The 16,835-nt window shown below is 47.8% G+C and carries 14 protein-coding genes; 9 read left to right on the top strand and 5 right to left on the bottom strand.

Annotated features, from left to right (window positions below):
* Positions 1 to 242: 242 nt before the first annotated feature.
* Positions 243 to 653, bottom strand: coding sequence for a hypothetical protein (locus tag BKN38_RS10600; RefSeq protein WP_143000202.1), 411 nt, complete (start codon positions 651 to 653; stop codon positions 243 to 245).
* Between the two features lie 300 nt (positions 654 to 953).
* Here BKN38_RS10600 and BKN38_RS11055 point away from each other — a divergent pair, with 300 nt between their 5' ends.
* Positions 954 to 1,124 carry a hypothetical protein gene (locus BKN38_RS11055; protein WP_156528092.1) on the top strand — a complete coding sequence of 57 codons (171 nt, stop codon included), beginning with the start codon at positions 954 to 956 and terminating at the stop codon, positions 1,122 to 1,124.
* A gap of 128 nt (positions 1,125 to 1,252) precedes the next feature.
* Here the strand turns inward: BKN38_RS11055 and BKN38_RS11795 are convergent, their stop codons facing one another.
* Positions 1,253 to 2,494, bottom strand: coding sequence for a hypothetical protein (locus tag BKN38_RS11795; protein WP_066453750.1), 1,242 nt, complete (start codon positions 2,492 to 2,494; stop codon positions 1,253 to 1,255).
* Positions 2,495 to 2,679: 185 nt separating this feature from the next.
* Here BKN38_RS11795 and BKN38_RS04460 point away from each other — a divergent pair, with 185 nt between their 5' ends.
* The 3 genes from BKN38_RS04460 to BKN38_RS04450 all read left to right on the top strand — a co-directional run bounded on the left by BKN38_RS04460 (position 2,680) and on the right by BKN38_RS04450 (position 5,408).
* Entirely contained in the window at positions 2,680 to 3,198 is a 519-nt protein-coding gene (locus BKN38_RS04460; RefSeq protein WP_066453748.1) for a DinB family protein, read from the top strand.
* 102 nt (positions 3,199 to 3,300) lie between these two features.
* The gene (locus BKN38_RS04455) at positions 3,301 to 4,959 is read left to right on the top strand and encodes an NFACT family protein (RefSeq protein WP_066453746.1); all 1,659 of its coding nucleotides are present in this window, start codon (positions 3,301 to 3,303) and stop codon (positions 4,957 to 4,959) included.
* 95 nt (positions 4,960 to 5,054) lie between these two features.
* On the top strand, positions 5,055 to 5,408 hold the full coding sequence (locus BKN38_RS04450; RefSeq protein WP_066453745.1) for a hypothetical protein: 354 nt from the start codon (positions 5,055 to 5,057) through the stop codon (positions 5,406 to 5,408).
* A 227-nt stretch (positions 5,409 to 5,635) separates the two neighbouring features.
* Here BKN38_RS04450 and BKN38_RS04445 read toward each other — a convergent pair whose 3' ends face one another.
* Together BKN38_RS04445 and BKN38_RS04440 are read right to left on the bottom strand one after the other, a co-directional pair.
* Positions 5,636 to 6,841, bottom strand: a complete 1,206-nt coding sequence (locus BKN38_RS04445) for a 2,3,4,5-tetrahydropyridine-2,6-carboxylate N-succinyltransferase (RefSeq protein WP_066453744.1) — start codon at positions 6,839 to 6,841, stop codon at positions 5,636 to 5,638.
* 112 nt (positions 6,842 to 6,953) lie between these two features.
* Positions 6,954 to 7,868, bottom strand: a complete 915-nt coding sequence (locus BKN38_RS04440; RefSeq protein WP_066453742.1) for an AEC family transporter — start codon at positions 7,866 to 7,868, stop codon at positions 6,954 to 6,956.
* Between the two features lie 261 nt (positions 7,869 to 8,129).
* Here BKN38_RS04440 and BKN38_RS04435 point away from each other — a divergent pair, with 261 nt between their 5' ends.
* Positions 8,130 to 8,813, top strand: coding sequence for an HAD-IB family phosphatase (locus BKN38_RS04435; RefSeq protein WP_066453739.1), 684 nt, complete (start codon positions 8,130 to 8,132; stop codon positions 8,811 to 8,813).
* Positions 8,814 to 8,925: 112 nt separating this feature from the next.
* On the opposite strand, the gene BKN38_RS04430 is transcribed toward BKN38_RS04435, so the two are convergent.
* Complete coding sequence (locus BKN38_RS04430) at positions 8,926 to 10,008, bottom strand: hypothetical protein (RefSeq protein ID WP_066453736.1); 1,083 nt, start codon at positions 10,006 to 10,008, stop codon at positions 8,926 to 8,928.
* A gap of 415 nt (positions 10,009 to 10,423) precedes the next feature.
* Between BKN38_RS04430 and BKN38_RS04425 the strand changes: the two genes are divergently transcribed.
* From BKN38_RS04425 to BKN38_RS04410, 4 genes are read left to right on the top strand one after another with little or no spacing between them, the layout of a single operon-like run.
* Positions 10,424 to 11,959 carry a mechanosensitive ion channel domain-containing protein gene (locus BKN38_RS04425; RefSeq protein ID WP_066453796.1) on the top strand — a complete coding sequence of 512 codons (1,536 nt, stop codon included), beginning with the start codon at positions 10,424 to 10,426 and terminating at the stop codon, positions 11,957 to 11,959.
* A gap of 9 nt (positions 11,960 to 11,968) precedes the next feature.
* On the top strand, positions 11,969 to 13,390 hold the full coding sequence (gene mtaB / locus BKN38_RS04420) for a tRNA (N(6)-L-threonylcarbamoyladenosine(37)-C(2))-methylthiotransferase MtaB (RefSeq protein WP_082942423.1): 1,422 nt from the start codon (positions 11,969 to 11,971) through the stop codon (positions 13,388 to 13,390).
* A complete protein-coding gene (locus tag BKN38_RS04415) occupies positions 13,377 to 15,272 on the top strand; it encodes an AAA family ATPase (protein ID WP_066453733.1) in 1,896 nt (631 codons plus the stop codon). Before mtaB ends, BKN38_RS04415 begins: the two co-directional genes overlap by 14 nt.
* A gap of 8 nt (positions 15,273 to 15,280) precedes the next feature.
* The gene (locus BKN38_RS04410; protein WP_233712869.1) at positions 15,281 to 16,429 is read left to right on the top strand and encodes a DUF5131 family protein; all 1,149 of its coding nucleotides are present in this window, start codon (positions 15,281 to 15,283) and stop codon (positions 16,427 to 16,429) included.
* Positions 16,430 to 16,835 lie beyond the last annotated feature (406 nt).

The following is a 16,835-nucleotide window of genomic DNA, read 5'->3' as shown; positions in this document are numbered from 1 at the left end:
AGAGGCGGATTGCTTTGTCAGCCGTCATTGCGAGCAACGCAGTTGCGAAGCAATCCAAATAATAAGGTGCCGCGCTATGCGCGAAGATTTAACTTTATGTAAAAATCCTTGCGGATTTTTTATAGATTGCTTCGTCGGCCTACGGCCTCCTCGCAATGACGGAGGAGGGTTGCGATGTTGCGCGACAAAGCAATTCCAAAAACCCGCCTTGTTGTGTTTGGCGGCTTTTAGACTTTGGTGGCTTATTTCTCAAGCCTCATTTTATTCACTTCTCTTATGGTTACTTCTTTTATCCTATAGATTCCAAGGATGAAAAACACCAGCGCGGCGATAGCGACAAGCATAGCTATGACAAGCAGTATAGAAGCCGCGATGCCTTGAATAGCGCCTGCAAGATCATCTATCATGTGATAAATATTCATATATGAATTGCCTGCGATAAATAGCAGAAATAAGCCTCCGGCTAGCACAAGCAACGCAAACGCGATACAAGAAAGCTTAAATGTCGCGATAAACTCTCTTTGACCGGTGCGCGCGGAGAGCTCATAACACATAAGATATGCCCAATACATCTCTATAGCGATATATGCGATAAAAATGACAGATGCTATTATCGCTGGTATATACCAGGTATCAGATATGTAAGAAAACATACTAGCTGCACTAATGGCGCAAATGAAAACAAGCAAATAGACAGCGATAGTTAGCAAAATGTTAAAAATTATTAGGCGGAAAATGAAAGTGTTGCAAAGCTTGCTAAACTGATAATATCCCACCAAGGCCACGATATTTGCGATAAAAGCAATGGGCGATGCGATAGCAGAAATGCTTGGAGTCGAACCGATGAAGCCAAAAAAGAAGCTTACAAACGGGGCAAGCATGCTAATAAGTATCGAGTAGAATATAAGATTTTTTGCTTTTTGCAACTCCGGGTTGTCGTCTATGTGGATGGTTTGCATTGGCGAGTCCTTTTATTAAATGGTTTTGGTGTTGGCGATTTTGCTGATATGCCAACGATTTTGGTTTGGCGTGCGCTGGTGATTAGCATTTGGTTTTGGCTAGCCAAACAAAGCGCGCATTATAGCATAGATTCTGCTTTTGCGCGAGAATCTGTGAGAATCTAAAACATAGAATCTAAAGTGCAAAATCCAGAGAATGCAAAATCTAAAATCTCAAGCGCAAAATCTAGTAGCGCAAAAATGCAAAACACAAAACACAAGCAAATCCACGCCTTTATCGCGCTTGCAAATCCTTAGACATACGCATCACAAAGCGCGACGCAATGCACTCTGCCTTTTATCAAAATCGCCTCTTTGCCTTCTTTGGCAGCGATTGCCTTTATAGCCTTTTTTGTGTCGCGCGCGGATTCCGCGGATTTAGATTCTGCGTTTTTGGTTTTTGCATTTCTAGATTCTGGCGCGCTAAAATCTAGGCTGCTAGCAGAATCCATATTTCCCGCCCCCGCCGCGCTTTCACTCCAAATCTCTAGCGGCTCTAGGCTAGGCGGGATGAGCAGTGCTGGCTCGCTGATATTATGCATCTTCCCCACCACAAAGCAAGCCGCCATCCCCGTCCCGCACGCCAGCGTGATATCCTCCACACCGCGCTCATAAGTGGCTAGGTAGATTTTGCTAAGCGCCTGATTTGATGTATTATTTGGCGCGGCGTTTGCGCTAGATTCTAGCATGTCAGATTCTCGCGCACCAGAATCCAAACTAGAATCCAAACAAGCGATATTCACATTTGCATTATACGCCTGCCTTAGCGCACGCAGTAGCGCAAAAAGTGGCGTATATATCGGCTCTTGCTTGGTGCGGAGTGCCTCGATGATGTCGCGTTTTCTCACAAAGCACACCAAATGCGGCACGCCTGTGTTTAGATAAAACCAGCTAGCCGCGCACAAATCCCGCGCCAAGCCCTGCGTGGATTCTACCTCTTTTAGCAGGGCAGAATCTAGCTTTATGCCCGCATTATCCGCTAGCGCGCCTATCTCGCGGAAGTCTTTATAAACGCCAAGATTGCTAGAGACTATCGCGGTTTTGGCGGTTCTTTCGGGGCTTTGGGGCTGGGCGCTTTTGGATTCTGCGTTTTTGGATTCTGCGTTTTTGCCATCCGCTTCGACACTCACGCGGATGATGCCTGCTTTGCTTAGGAAGCTGTGCTTCGCGCCCGCAAGCCCCACGCTATAGGCATAGTGCGCCACGCATCTAGACGCGTTGCCACACATATTTGCGCTAGAGCCATCGGCGTTGTAAAAATCCCACTCATACGCCACCCGCGCGCTAGAATCCACAAAAGCACTAGAATCTGCCCCGCGCAAATCCCTAGAATCCGCAGAATCCGCCTCACAAGGCAAAACCACCACCAAACCATCCGCGCCAATCCCGCTAAAGCGATGACAAAGCGCGCGCGCAAGTGGCGCATAATCCCGCCGCACAAATGTGTGAAATATCAAAAAATCATTACCATTGGCGCAATATTTATACAAAATCATATTTTTCCTTTATTATCATTGGCGAGCATAGCGTGGCAATCTGCAACCAGAATCCAATCTAAAAATTTAGATTCTACCATTTTTGACTTTAAGCGCCTTTAATCCCCTTTGGGCGAACTTTTAAGCAAACTCTAAAACAACTCAAAGCATAATTGTAGCCAATTCCAACGCATAAAGGAGAGAGTATGAAGGAGATTTTGCGATTGTATGGCAAATACAACCAAGAGGCAAACAAAAAGATGATAGCCGTGCTAGAGGGGCTTGATGAGGGCGTGCTTACGAAGGATATGGGGCTTTATTATAAGTCTATCGTCGGCACGCTGGTGCATTATAGCGCGGGCGATGCGAGCTTTTTCAAGGATTATTTCTCGGCATTTTGCGCCAAAGCGCCCGATGCGTCCAAAATCGAGGCGATGCTAGCCGAGCCTTTCATGCTAAAATCCCAAATCATCGGCGATATGAGCAATCTTTTTGCCGCTAGAGAGGTGCTAGATAGCTACATCCTAGACATCATCGAAAACATCAATGAAAGCGACATCAAGGCGGTGAAAACGATAGATTTCCCATGGGGCGCGATGCAAAAGCCGGTGTATCAGTTTGTGCTAAGCATACTCACGCATGCGACGCATCATCGTGGGATGATCGCCGCTGCGCTTGATATGCTAAAAGTCGATAATGACTTCAATGGCATGCTTGGCGTGTGAAGCGTTTGCGTGAATGCGTGAAGTGGCGAAGTGGTGCAAAGCTTGCGCGCAGTGCGAGTCTCGAATTGACGCAAGCACGAGCGGCGTAAATGGTGCGCTTAGATGACGATTTATGAGCTAGATTCTGTCGCGCTGTATATGCGGGGCTTTTACAAGCTGTGGCATATACGGCGCGTGAATGATGTTTTGCTAGAGATTGAGCTAAAAGGCGAAAGGCGGGGCGGGGCTGTAGAATCTGGCGCGGATTCTAGCGCAGAATCCACCACAAATCCCGCCAGTTCTACCAATTTTGCCAATCCCGCCAAGTCTCACAAGCTAGATTCTATCACGCTATATTTTGATATGACGCGCGGCAAAAGCAGCATTTTTACCGCCAGCCAGCCCATAATCTGTGCGAAAAAATACAACGCCCCTTTTGACATCGCGCTTGAGCGCTTGGCAAAAAGTGAGATTCTCTCTTGCGCGCTTGTGGATAATGACCGCGTGATGCGCCTAAAACTGCTACAAAAAGGCAGCTACAAGCAAAGCGAGGTTGCCATCCAGTTTGAGTTTAGCGGGAAGCATACCAATGTGATTTTGCTAAATGAGGCGGGGCTCATCATCGATGCGCTGCGCCATATCACGCTAGCCCAGTCCTCGCGCCCTGTCAGAGTCGGCGCGCCCCTAGCGCCCATCCCCAAAAATCCGCGCGCCAAAATGCCAGAATCTAAAAATGCGGATTCTGCCAAAAAGGATTTTACTGGGGCGGATTTTATTGGAGTGGATTCTACTAAGGCGGATTCTAGTGCGCGAGAATCTAATATAGAATCTAAAGCCGCGCAAGATTCTGCCACGCTAGCAAACCCCGCGCCCCTTATGGATTCTGCGCAAGTGCTAGCCATGCTTGCCAAAAATTATGAAGCCAAATCCGCCCAAGATCTGCAAAACAAAAAACAAACGCTCATCGCGCGCCTCACCCGCGCTAGATCAAAGCTTGCCAAGCTTTACGCCGCGCTCCCGCAATCCTCCGCGCTAGAATCCAAAAGCAAAGCGCTAAGAGATGATGCCAATCTGCTGCTTTCTCACATCCACACGCTTAAGCCCTATCAGACAAGCGCTATTTTGAGCGACACCACTTTAAGCGACACTATTTCAAGCGACACCACCGGAAACGACGCCACTTCAAGTGACGCCATTTCAGACACCACAGGCACTTTGCGCGAAGTAGCCATTCCTCTAGCCAGCGCACCACAAGATGCTATAAACCAGCTTTTCAGAGAATCCAAAAAAGCCGCCAAAAAAGCCAAAAATATCCACAAAGAAGCGCAGAATCTAAAAGATAAAATCGACTTCCTAGACAAAGAGATAGCCTTCATCAGCCAATGCACCACGCTAGATATGCTCCAAATCCTCACGCCGCAAAAGTCAAGCGCAAATGCCAGCAAGGCGAGCGAAAGTAATGGCGTGGTGATGTTTATCGAAGGGTTTAAAATCTCTGTGGGGCGCAGCGAGCGTGAAAATAAGGCGCTGCTGGAAAGCGCAAAAGCGGAGGATATTTGGCTGCATATCAAAGATCTGCCCTCATCGCATATGATTATCCATTGCGGCAAGCAAAAGATTCCAAGCGAGGTGATAGAAAAGGCGGGCGAGATTTTGGTGGGGCTTAGCGGCACTCAAGCGGGTGATTTTTGTGTCGATTATACTAGGAGAAAATTTGTCAAGATAGTGCAGGGTGCGAGCGTGATATATGCCAAGCATCAGAGCCTGCACTATCGCAAATAGCGCGCCTGTGCCAATCACATCTAGGCGTATCTAGGCACATTTGGGCACATTTGGGCGCGTCCAAATCGCATCCAAAACCGCAATAAGGAGGATTTATGGCGATTTCAACGATAGGAAACATTACTTACATAAACCAAAATATGCAAACCACTTCTGCCGCGCATGCCAACGCGATGCAGCGGGGCGATTTTATCCCTAGGGAGTTTGAGGACAAACTGCGTGAGATAGAGGAGGTGCGCCCCACCGAGACGGAAAACAAGATAAACAAAGACAGCCAAAACAAAAATAGCCAAGATATGCAAGAAGAGGAGGCAAAGAAAAAGCGCGCGACAGAATCTGATGGGGAATCTGGCGCAGAATCTAGCGACTTGGCAGAATCAGATTCTGCGGATTTGGCAAATCCCACCCAGAATCCCACCGATGGGCATTTGCTAAATATCAAGGTATAGCTTGATATTTAGCACAAAACCCTTAATCTTTATATTGCTCATTCTTTGTATTTTGTTGTCTGGCTCAATTTTTGCGCATTTGCTTCGCGCTCTTGGCAGCCAAATAGATTCCAATGTTTGCAATACAAATTGCTTGGCAAGTAAAAACTTAATTAAGCAACCACATAAAGCAAAATCTTGAAAATACCAGCAAGGCACAAGACAATTATATTTACACCACATCGCACCTAATGCAGTGCGGCGTTTAGCTCGATTTTGCGATTTGAGCGGAAGGCTATCATTTTGCCTGTTTTTGAGTCTTGCCTGAAATGCACGCCATTTTTGCCAGAGAGCTCCCTGCCTTTATATAGGCCGCTTTGGTTGGTGGCAAAGCCCGGATTTATTTCAGCTAGCTTTTCTGCTTCTGCCTTTGAGATTTCAAACACCGTGCCAGCAAGCACCGCGATGCCGCCATCCACGATGCAGCCATCGCCTAGGCTTATGCCTGTGGAGCTATTTACACCTAGCAAGCAGTTTTTGCCGATGCTTATCGGGTCGGCATTGCCCCCGCTTAGCACGCCTAAGATGCTCGCACCCCCGCCTACATCGCTCCCCTCGCCCACGATGACGCTTGAGCTTATGCGCCCTTCATTCATGCACGCACCCATCGCCCCAGCGTTAAAATTCACATAGCTAGCGCCCGGCATTTGCGTATAGCCACCTGTGCCTAGATACGCACCAAAGCGTGTTTTGGCAGTGTCAAGCAGGCGGATATTGTCAAACTGCGGGATTACTTGCATAAGGTAGCGCGGGAATTTATCCACAAAATCAATGCTTGGGAATTTTCCAGCCATTTTTAGGCGCACTTCATTTTCGCGCAGCCATTCTAGCTCATAGGGCTTATTGCCACTCCACGCGACATTTTGCAGCAAGCCAAAAATGCCATTTAGGTTTAGGCTTCTTAGCGGTGCTTTGCCAAGTGAAAGGGCTAGCAGCTTCATATACGCACTCTCCACGCTAGCGCACTCATCATCGGCATAAATCACGCAAAGGCGGTATTTTGACGCGCCTTTTTTGTTGGTGAGTTTGCCCTTTTGCGCTAGCTTTTTTAGCTCTAGTATCACTTGGATATTTTTGTGCGAAGCTTTATCGATGATAGATTCTGCCAAAAACGGCTCATACAGCTCAAGCGCCCTATTTATAAACGCCTCATCGATGCCATACACCGCCTCGCTAGCGCTAGAAGAAATCGCCTTCGCCTCGCCTAGTGCTTGGAAAAACACCGCATAGCTTCCTAGATTCTCATCTTTCCAGTTTAGCGTGGGATAGGTGGCGTTTAGGATTTTGCCGGATTTTTTGCCTATCTCTACGCGCGCGATACCAAAGCCAAGCGGTGCTTTGTAGCTGCTTTGGGATTGTGTTTGCACCACGAATTTTTTAAATTTTTCTTTCATTTTTGCTCCTTTTAGATTCTGGATTTGGGATTAAAATCTGCGCTTTCGCGCCTGCACCAAAAGTTTGACATCCCAAACTGGCATTTAAAGTTGGCATTATAGTAGCCTGCCTTTACAAAGAACTTAAATACCGCCACAAAGGCGTAGTAAATGCGCTCACAAAAATGCCAAACACGATGGAGGCGAGTGCGATTTTTTGGTTTAGCCCAGCGCGCGCGATGACAGCAGCGGAGCTTATGAGCGGGGGCATGGATAGCTCGATGAGCGCCATTTGGTGGTTTTGCGTGATGGGTGTGCCTAGCAGATGCAGGCTCGCAAGATAAAGTGCGGGTGTCACAAACATCGCAAAGCTAAGCACGATAAGCGAGCTTTTCCACTCGATTTTCACATCTTTGAAGCTAATCTGCACGCCTATGGCAAAAAGCGCTACAGGCGTAGCACACGCGGCAAGTGCTTTGATAGGTGCAAAAATCTCTTCTGGAATACTGAAGGACAAAAGCCTTAGCGCAAATCCGCTAAGCATCGCTAGAAACAATGGATTCATAAACAGCCTAGCGCCCACCGCGCGCATGCTAAACCTGCCCTTGCCACTAAGGCTAAAAAGGATGGGCGTGAGAATCGCCAGCGGCAAGCCGGTGCAGAATTGATCAAAGATTATCGCTTTGTGCGAGGCTTCAAGCCCCACCGCGCCATACACCATAGGCACGCCTAGAAATAGTGTGTTATGCAAAGTCACGAGAAATGCTATCGTGACAGAAGTCAAAAATGAGTAGCGCAAAATCTTAGCGACAAAGACATATGAGAGCGCGCCCACAGCGGCAGAACAGCACAGCGCGCCAAGTAGCGTGCCTAGCAGCTCTAGCGAGATGTCAGAGTGATACACGCCGCTTAAAATCGCGCTTGGCAGGGCGAAGTTTAGCAAAAATCCTAGCAAGATATTGCCCTGGCGATTGCCTAGCATACGCATGCTTTTGGCAAAATATCCCAAAAATATAAACACAAAAATGCTATAAATAGCTACGAACATTTTTTGCCTTTGTGTTTTGTTTAGCTTGTGGTTGTTTGCGCGGGTAGGCTGGTTTATTGGTTGTGCTAAAATAGCGTGTTTGGATTCTCGCGCGCTAGGTTTTGGTCGTTTTGGCTATTGTAGCAAAATATCTGCTTTTGGGTGCAAAAGTTGCGTAAGAATCTGGAAAAATGCTTTTTAAATGCGCTTCAAATATGCGCCGCGACAAAGGCGACAAAGACAGCAAAAGCGGCGATAAAGACAACACAACAAAGGGGCTTTATGAATATCGCATTTTTTGATTTTGATGGCACGATTAGCAGGGGTGATAGTTTGTTTAAGTTTGTGGCGTTTGCGCGCGGGCGGTGGCGGCTGTATCTTGGGCTTTTGTCGCGCTTTTGGATTCTTCTTTTGTATAGTGTGGGTATCATCAGCAACACGCGCGCCAAGCAAGCGCTTATGCGCTACTTTTTTGCTGGCATGGAGCGGGAGGCGTTTTTGGATATTTGCGCGCGGTTTTTGCCAACCCTAGAATCTATGCTAAAGCCTTCTGCCATAGCGCGCCTAGAGTGGCACAAAGCGCGCGGCGATGCGGTAGTGCTGGTGAGCGCTAGCTTTGAAGAATATCTGAAGCCATTGTGCGAAAAGCTGGGGATAGAGTGCATCGCCACAAAGCTCGCGGTGGTGCGCGGGGAGAATGGATCGGGCGAGAATGGCGCGGGCAAAAATGTGGATTCTGGCGCAGAATCCGTTTTGGATTCTCTTGCACGCAATGGCACAAAATCTAGCTATTTCTTAAACGGATATTTTGCCACGCCAAACTGCTATGGCGCGCAAAAGGCTATCCGCATAAAAGCGCGCTATGATTTAGCCAAATACGATGAAATATACGCCTATGGCGACAGCAAAGGCGATAGAGAAATGCTAGCCCTCGCCACGCACGCATTTTACAAAAACTTCAAATAATCGCGACAAAAAGCTCGAATCTAAAAAGGCGCAAATCGCGCTTATCGCGATGCGTTTAGATTCTGCAAATCTTAGATTCTATAAAATCTAGATTCTGCCCCACAAATCTGCCTCAAAACTGCCAGACGCCAAAGATTCCGCCTTTGAGATTTAGCTCATAGTATGAGAGCGCGTATGAAAGCGCAAAGCGCGTCTGCAAGGCAAATGTGCGCTGATTTAGCAGATTTAGCCCAAAATCTGCCAGCGCGCCATTAGACATGCCATCCCTATCATACACGATAGAATTATCCGCGAGCACGCCCACGCCGCTGCCCGATGCGTCAAAATCGCTCATTAGCGCGAGATTCACCCACCAATCAAGCACGCGATTATCCTGTATCAGCTTCACGCCGATAAGCGCGTTTAGCCCATAATCTAGCGGATCGTGGCTTGTGCGCGCGTTTGCGCCTTGCATGCTAAGCTTGTGCGGGATGAAAAGGTATTGCTCCAAGCGCGCATAAGGATAAAGCAGCACGCTGCCAAAGCGCGCCACATAGCCGATGTCTGCATTTAACAGCAGGCTAGACTCATCAAACTGCGAGCTATCGCGCAAAATAGTCGTGCTAGATTCTGCGCCAGAGCCACCAGAATCCGCATTTGCAAAATCTTGCGACACCATCGGCAGCCCAAAGCCATATCCCACCTCAAGCCCGATAAGCCCGCCACCCCTAGCACTCTGCGCAAACGCGAAGTCAAACGCGCCAAAAATCCCCAAATGCACCGCCTCGTTTTGATTCGCGCCATATTGCGTGGTTTTGGCGAAATTCATCTGATACACGCCGCGATAAATGTCGCTAGCGTTGGTGTATTGCAGGCTCATGCCCTGCGCGTTGATAGAGAAAAAATCATTATGCATATAGGAGTGGATATAGCCCATGCCTAGCGTGTCGGTGTAGTTTTCGATGATGGGCTGGGAGTGGTTTGGCTTTGTGCGCGTTTTGTGCGTGCTAGCGGATTCTGATGATTGTTTTAGTCCAAAGGGCGCGGATTTTATAGATTCTGCGCTGTTAGATTCTGCGCCATTAGATTCTGCATTTTGGCTAGATTCTGCGCCAGAATCCAAAATAGCAGCATCCAAAATCTTAGAATCTAGCGCGCTAGATTCTGCCAGTGCCAAACTTAGCGCAAAACAAAAGCCCAAAAATATCTTTTTCATTTTCTCCACTTTTCTCCGAAAATCTAAATCTATGCCAAAGCCACAATAATCCAAAAGCGCAATGATAGTAAAATTTTTGAAATTATCCCAAGTCTTTTGTAAAAGTTTGCGCTAGTTTGGCTATAATGCGCGGATAAAAGCTAAAAGCAAGGCGAGTGCAAACGCGCAACAAAAGCCAAGCGCGCCCACCTTGCAAACACCAAACCCAAAGAACAAAAGACAAAATATGAAACTCCACAAAATGACATTTTTTTGCGCGCTATTTTTGGCGTTTGTTAGCATAGCTGCTGTGGCGGATACTAGCGATACCAGCGCCACTAGCACTAGCAGCGCAGGCGACACCAGCACCAACGCCCCCGATGACTCCGCCAAAATCTCCTCGCTAAATGACGCCAAAAAGCCAAACGCGCGCACGATGAGCCAAAAAGAGCTACAAAAAGAAATCGCCTCGATAGATTCTGCCTTGCAAAAAAGCGCGAGTCCTTGGCTAAAGCGCTACACAGATTATGCCAACTACAATCTCATCTCCAAAGAGATACAAACAAGGCAAGATGAGATACTCCGCATAGATGCTAGTGATATTGCCACGATAAACGAGAGGCGACACATACTAGAGACGCTAGAGCATCAGCTAGATTTGCTAAAAGGATCCAAAAGCGACCCTTTCAAAGATCTCATCCAAAAGCCAGAAATAGGCGAAATCCCAGTGATATCTAATCCTTTTGCGATTTTCAATGGCATCTCTTTCATAAAAACCATGCAAAGCTCCAAATCAAGCTTTGAAAGCAACAAAACAAGCCTTGAAAATCTCCTTAGCCTCATCGGGCGCAAATACACGCTTTTAATCGAGCTAGAAAAGGTTGATAAAAGCCCAGCACTCGCTCAAGAAGTCGCCGCCACGCAAGCCCAGCTGCTAGAGTTTCAAGGTGCGTATAATATCATCTCAACTAGCATGGATATCTATACCAAGCGTTATGATGAAGTTTATACACAAATCTATGGCGCGATAAAAGCCCAAGCCCAAAAGCTAGGATATATCGCGCTGGCGATTTTGCTAAGCATCGGCTTTGCGCTATTTCTGAAAATCATCGTGCGCCGCTATATTACAGACAATGAGCGCACTTACACAGCAAATAAGATCATAAACTTTTTTAACATCACTATTATCATTTTGATACTGCTTTTTAGCTATTTGGAAAATGTGACTTATCTTGTCGCGGTGCTGGGCTTCGCGTCTGCTGGGCTTGCTATCGCGATGAAAGATTTGTTTATGAGCGTGCTTGGCTGGTTTGTTATCGTCATCGGCGGGAGCGTGCATGTGGGCGATAGGGTGCGCGTGCAAAAAGATGGCAGCATCTATGTGGGCGATGTGCTAGATATTTCTATGCTTAGAATCACGATTTATGAAGATGTCACACTCACGAGTTTCAAAGAAAACCGCCGCGCTGGGCGGATAATATTTATCCCAAACAACTATGTTTTTACCATGATGATAGCAAACTACACGCATGGCGGGATGCAGACGGTGTGGGATGGGATTGATTTTTGTATCACTTTTGATTCAAACCACGCCAAAGCCGCGCAAATCGCCACAGACATCACCATAAAATACGCCAAAGGCTACACGCAAATCACCAAAAAACAGCTACGAAAAATGCGCGATCGCTACTCTTTGCGCAATGCCAATGTCGAGCCGCGCACTTATAGCTTCATCGCGCCAAATGGGATTGTCATCTCTGTGTGGTATCAGACAAACGCCTACGCCACGCTAACCCTGCGCTCGCAAATCTCGCTAGAAATCATGCAAGCAATCCTAAAAGAGCCTGATATTTTCATAGCTTATGACACGACGAAATTCGTCCAAACGCCACATGATGGCTTTGCCAACAAGCCATACACCCCGCCGCTAAACTATGCAGAATCTGATAATACAAATCGCTCAAATCCATAAGGCGCGATGATGACACAGCAAAATCTCGCTCCTAAATTAGCCTCCAAAATTGTTTCTGATCCCGTTTCTGATCCCGCCTCCGAGCTCGCTTCCGATCTCGCCCCCAAGCCAAAAGTATTTTTCAAAACCTTTGGCTGTCGCACCAACCTCTATGACACGCAAGTGATGCGCGAAAATCTAAAAGACTTCGAGCACACCCAAGAAGAAAGCGAAGCGCAAATCATCGTGGTAAATTCCTGCACCGTCACCAATGGCGCGGATTCTGGCGTGCGAAGCTTCGTGCGCCGCGCCAAAGCACAAGGCAAGCAGATAATCTTCTCTGGCTGTGGCGTCAAAACGCAAGGCAAGGCATTGTTTGAGAAAAACCTCGTGCAAAGCGTGATAGGACACAGCCACAAAGAGCGCATAAATGCACTGCTTTTGCGCGCGCAAAATGGCGAGCGGGTGTTTGCTGATGATGCGCTAGAATCTAAGCACATAGATTCTACGATTATCACGGAGTTTGTCGGCAAGTCGCGCGCGTTTATCAAAATCCAAGAGGGTTGTGATTTTGCGTGCAGCTATTGCATCATCCCTAGCGTGCGCGGCGGGGCTAGGAGCTTTCCGCTAAGTCATATCATCACGCAGGCGCGAAAGCTTATAGATTCTGGTGTGTGTGAGGTGGTGCTGACAGGGACAAATGTGGGAAGCTATGGCAAGGATCTAGGTATAAGTATGCCCACACTTTTGCGCGCGCTTTTTGAGATAGAGGGGCTGGAGCGCGTCCGCATAGGCAGTCTTGAGCCAAGCCAGCTAGATAGCGAGTTTTTCGAGATACTTTCGCATCCAAAGCTAGAGCGACATCTGCATATCGCCCTGCAACACGCGCATGATGAGATGCTTTCCATCATGAATCGCGCCAATAGAGTAGAATCTGATTTTGCCCTGCTAGAGCGGCTGGCAAATCTTGGCTATGCTATCGGCACGGATTTTATCGTGGCACATCCGGGCGAGACGCAAGAGATTTGGGAAAAAGCAATGCAAAATGTGGCGCGGCTGCCGCTTACGCATATCCACCCCTTTATCTACTCGGTGCGCGATGGCACGCCATCTGCTAAAATGCACGCCAAATATCCGCGCATAAATGGCGTGGTGGCAAAAGAGCGCTTGCATGCGCTAAACACGCTTATCGCGCAGAAAAATCTAGAATTTCGTGAGCGACAACTACAAAGTGGCGCGCCTTTGAAAGTGCTTATAGAAAAGCGGCTTGGGAATTGCCTCATCGGGCTTGATGAGTTTTTCAATAAAATCATTATAGAATCTAGCGAAGTGGAATCCAAATCAGATTCTCGCATTTTAGATTCTGCAACATCCGCCAGCCAAAACCTCTCCAAATGGCTACTCATCGATAAATACGAGGCAAAAGAGGAGTGCAATCATGCCTATATCTAAGCATTTGCGTATAGTCATCGCGGGCGTGCTGGTGTTTTTGGTGCTAGCGCTCGCACTCGCGCTCAAAGACACTGCCAAGCCCATATCCGCAAGCGCACTGGAGAATCTCATCCAAAAAAGCATGGTGGTAAAAGTGTGGATACAAGGCGAGTATCTATACGCGCAAACTAGGGATGCGGAGGTGCATAAAGCGCTATTTTTGCAGATAAATCCCGCGGTGCTAAAATCCATCCCCATAGAAAAAAATAGCAATAAGATTCTGGTATTTTCTATCGCTGGCGCGCTTTTGGCGTTGGTGCTGGCATATGCGTTTTATATGCGAAAAATGCGCGGCAATACGCGCGCTTTGACAAATCGCGCGGGTGTGAATAATGGCGGCGAAGGTGCTATCAAAGGCGTCGGCGGTGTGTTTGGCGGGCTAAATTCTAGCAGTTCTGCTAACGCTATGGATTCTAGCGATTTTACGCCGCTAAAATCTAGCCTAAAATTTGGCGATGTAGCAGGCATAAGCGATGCCAAAGATGAGCTACTAGAGATTCTGGATTTTTTGAAAAATCCTGCCAAATACCAATCACTTGGCGTCAGCATGCCAAAAGGCGTGCTGCTTTCTGGCGCGCCCGGAGTTGGGAAAACAATGCTTGCCAAAGCGCTTGCAGGGGAGAGCGGGATTCCGTTTTTTTATCAGAGTGGCGCTAGCTTTGTGGAGATGTTTGTAGGCGTGGGCGCGAAGCGCGTGCGTGCGCTGTTTAACGCGGCTAAGCGATGCGCGCCATGCGTGATTTTCATCGATGAGATAGATGCGATAGGCAGGGCGCGGGGGCTTGGCGCGAACAACACCGAGCGAGAATCCACGCTAAATCAGCTGCTTATCGAGCTTGATGGATTTGGCGATAATAGCGGCATCATCGTGCTTGGCGCGACCAATCATATCGAGGCGCTCGACCCGGCACTTTTGCGAAGCGGGCGCTTTGATAGGAAGGTGTTTATCGAGCTGCCAAATCTAAAGGAGCGCGCGCAGATAATAGAGCTCTATCTGCGCAAAAAGCCGCATGCGCTGGGTGAGAAAATCGCGCAAATCGCGCAAAAAACTTCTGGCTTTAGCGGCGCGATGCTTGCCACGCTCGTAAATGAAGCGGCGCTAAATGCGATACGAAGAAGTGGCGGGGCAGGTGGTTTAAGTGCTAGCGCTGGCGCAAATGCTGGCAATGCTAGCACTTTGGGTGCTGAAGCCAACAAGGGCGCGCCAAGCATTATAATCGAAGAGCAAGACTTCGAAGCCGTGTATCAAAAAATCCAAAGTGGCAAGCGCCGCCTCCCGCTTCTATCGCCTCGCATGCGCCAAATATACGCGCTCTATCAAGCAAGCAAGATTCTCTACGCACTGCATTTATCGCTGCCTTTGCAAAAAGCGAGCCTTTTTGAGACAGACATCTTGGAGGCAAACGCGCAGACTATAAGCAGCAAGGAATTGCGCGCAAGGCTTGGCTTTTATCTAGCGGGCGATCGTGCGGTGAGTGCGTTTGTGGGTGAGCGGTTTGGGGTGTTTGGCGAGGATTTTGCGCGAGCAAATGCGCTGCGTGACATGGCACAAGAGGTGGGACTTGGCGATGAAGCAGGAGACATGGCGAGCATGGCGCAAAATGCAGGCATTGAGCGCGTAGAATCTTTTGTGCTTAGACAAAGGCAAAATATCATCATCATCGCGGCGATTTTATACCAAGATGAACGCGTGGATATCGATAGCGCGCAAAAAGCACTGCAAAGCATCGCGCAAGATTCTAGCCAAAACAAAATCCAAAATAAGATTATAGAAGCCTTTATAAACGACTGCAAAGCTAGGGCCTTGCCAAATATCATCGAGAATCTATCTGCGCTAAAATAACGCCACAGATGCACCAAACGCCGCCAATGCACCGCCTAGATTCTAGTGATATGGATTCGCACAAAGCAGAATCTAGCTTTTTAGATTCTGATATTTCAAGTGCATCAAGCAGCGCGCACAACGCAAGCGCCACCAAAAATACCAATGCCACCAAAAACCCAAGTCTCGCCAAATCCCGCACCACCATAGAATCCACACTTTTTACTTTTGATAAAGATTGCCTAATCAGCACGCAAAATAACACATCTAGCGCTTCAAATTTTGCTTCAAACAGCGCACGCCACGCTTTGAAACACGCTTCGGGCAGCGTTTCAAGCAATGCGCTTTTAATGGCAGATTCTGCCTCTGCGCGAGAATCCACCCTAGAATCTACCCACACCTTAGATTCTGCCTTTGCCCCAAATTCCGCCCCGGCGCCCGAGTTTTCCTACAACCCATGGCATGGCTGCACGCGCATAAGCGAGGGCTGTCAAAACTGCTTTATCTACACGATAGACTCGATACATGGCAAAGACGCCAGCATCCTGCGGCGCAACAAAAACTTCGCCCTGCCTATCGCGCGCACGCGACAAGGCGGCTACAAAATCCCAAGCGGCGCTATCATCTGGCTATGCTTTAGCAGCGATTTTTTGCTAAAGGGCGCGGATATGTGGCGCGATGAGGTTTGGGCGATGATACGCGAGCGGCGCGACTGCACTTTTATATTTTTCACCAAGCGCATCGCGCGGCTAGAATCCTGCCTGCCGAGCGACTGGGGCGAGGGGTATGAAAATGTGATTATCGGCTGTAGTGTCGAGAATCAAAAGCGCGCGGATGAGCGGCTTAGCGTGTTTTTGCGCCTACCGATAAAAAGGCGCTATATCATCGCAGCACCGCTTATCGCGCCGCTTGATTTGCGCGCGTATCTTGGCGGTGGCGTGGAGCTTGTGAGTGTGGGCGGGGAGAGCGGGCGCGATGCGCGGGCGTGCAGGTATGAGTGGGTGCTAGATATCAGGGAGCAGTGCAGGGAGGCTGGCGTGGCGTTTCATTTTCATCAGCTAGGCGCGCGGTTTGTCAAAGATGGCAAGCTGTATAAAATCCCCAAACACCTATCCCGCCAGCAAGCGCAAAAAGCAGGGATAAATCTAGCGCGGAATAGTCGTGATATTTTGGTGTGAAAATTGATGCAAAATGTGATTTGTTTATGGTGATAAAATTGCTAAATCATTGCAAATAAAATGCGCAAAAAGCTGCGCCACATAATCCAACACGATAAATTTATAAGGCATTAATATTTACTGCTATAAATTTTTAATTTAAAAAGTGTAGCAAAACACCGCATTCAAATACAAAAAAACAAAGTTGATAAACTTGCATTTTCCAAAAATCACAATTCTGAAAGGCAACGGGTTATGGCTTTTCTGATATCGTCCGCTTCTGTTTCGCCTTGTTGCTCTAATACAACACTACCTCGCTCTTTTTCTCTAAAAACTCTTTTTTGCAATAACTCCCCAATAATCCCCAAACTTCACAATATTTTTTTGATACTCTTTCAAACCATCCTAAAACTTTCTTTTAATTGCA

Source organism: Helicobacter sp. CLO-3 (genome assembly GCF_001854545.1).
Taxonomy (GTDB): Bacteria; Campylobacterota; Campylobacteria; order Campylobacterales; family Helicobacteraceae; genus Helicobacter_B.
The sequence above is the reverse complement of the archived record's forward strand: the minus strand, read 5'-3'. Positions and strand labels throughout refer to the sequence as shown.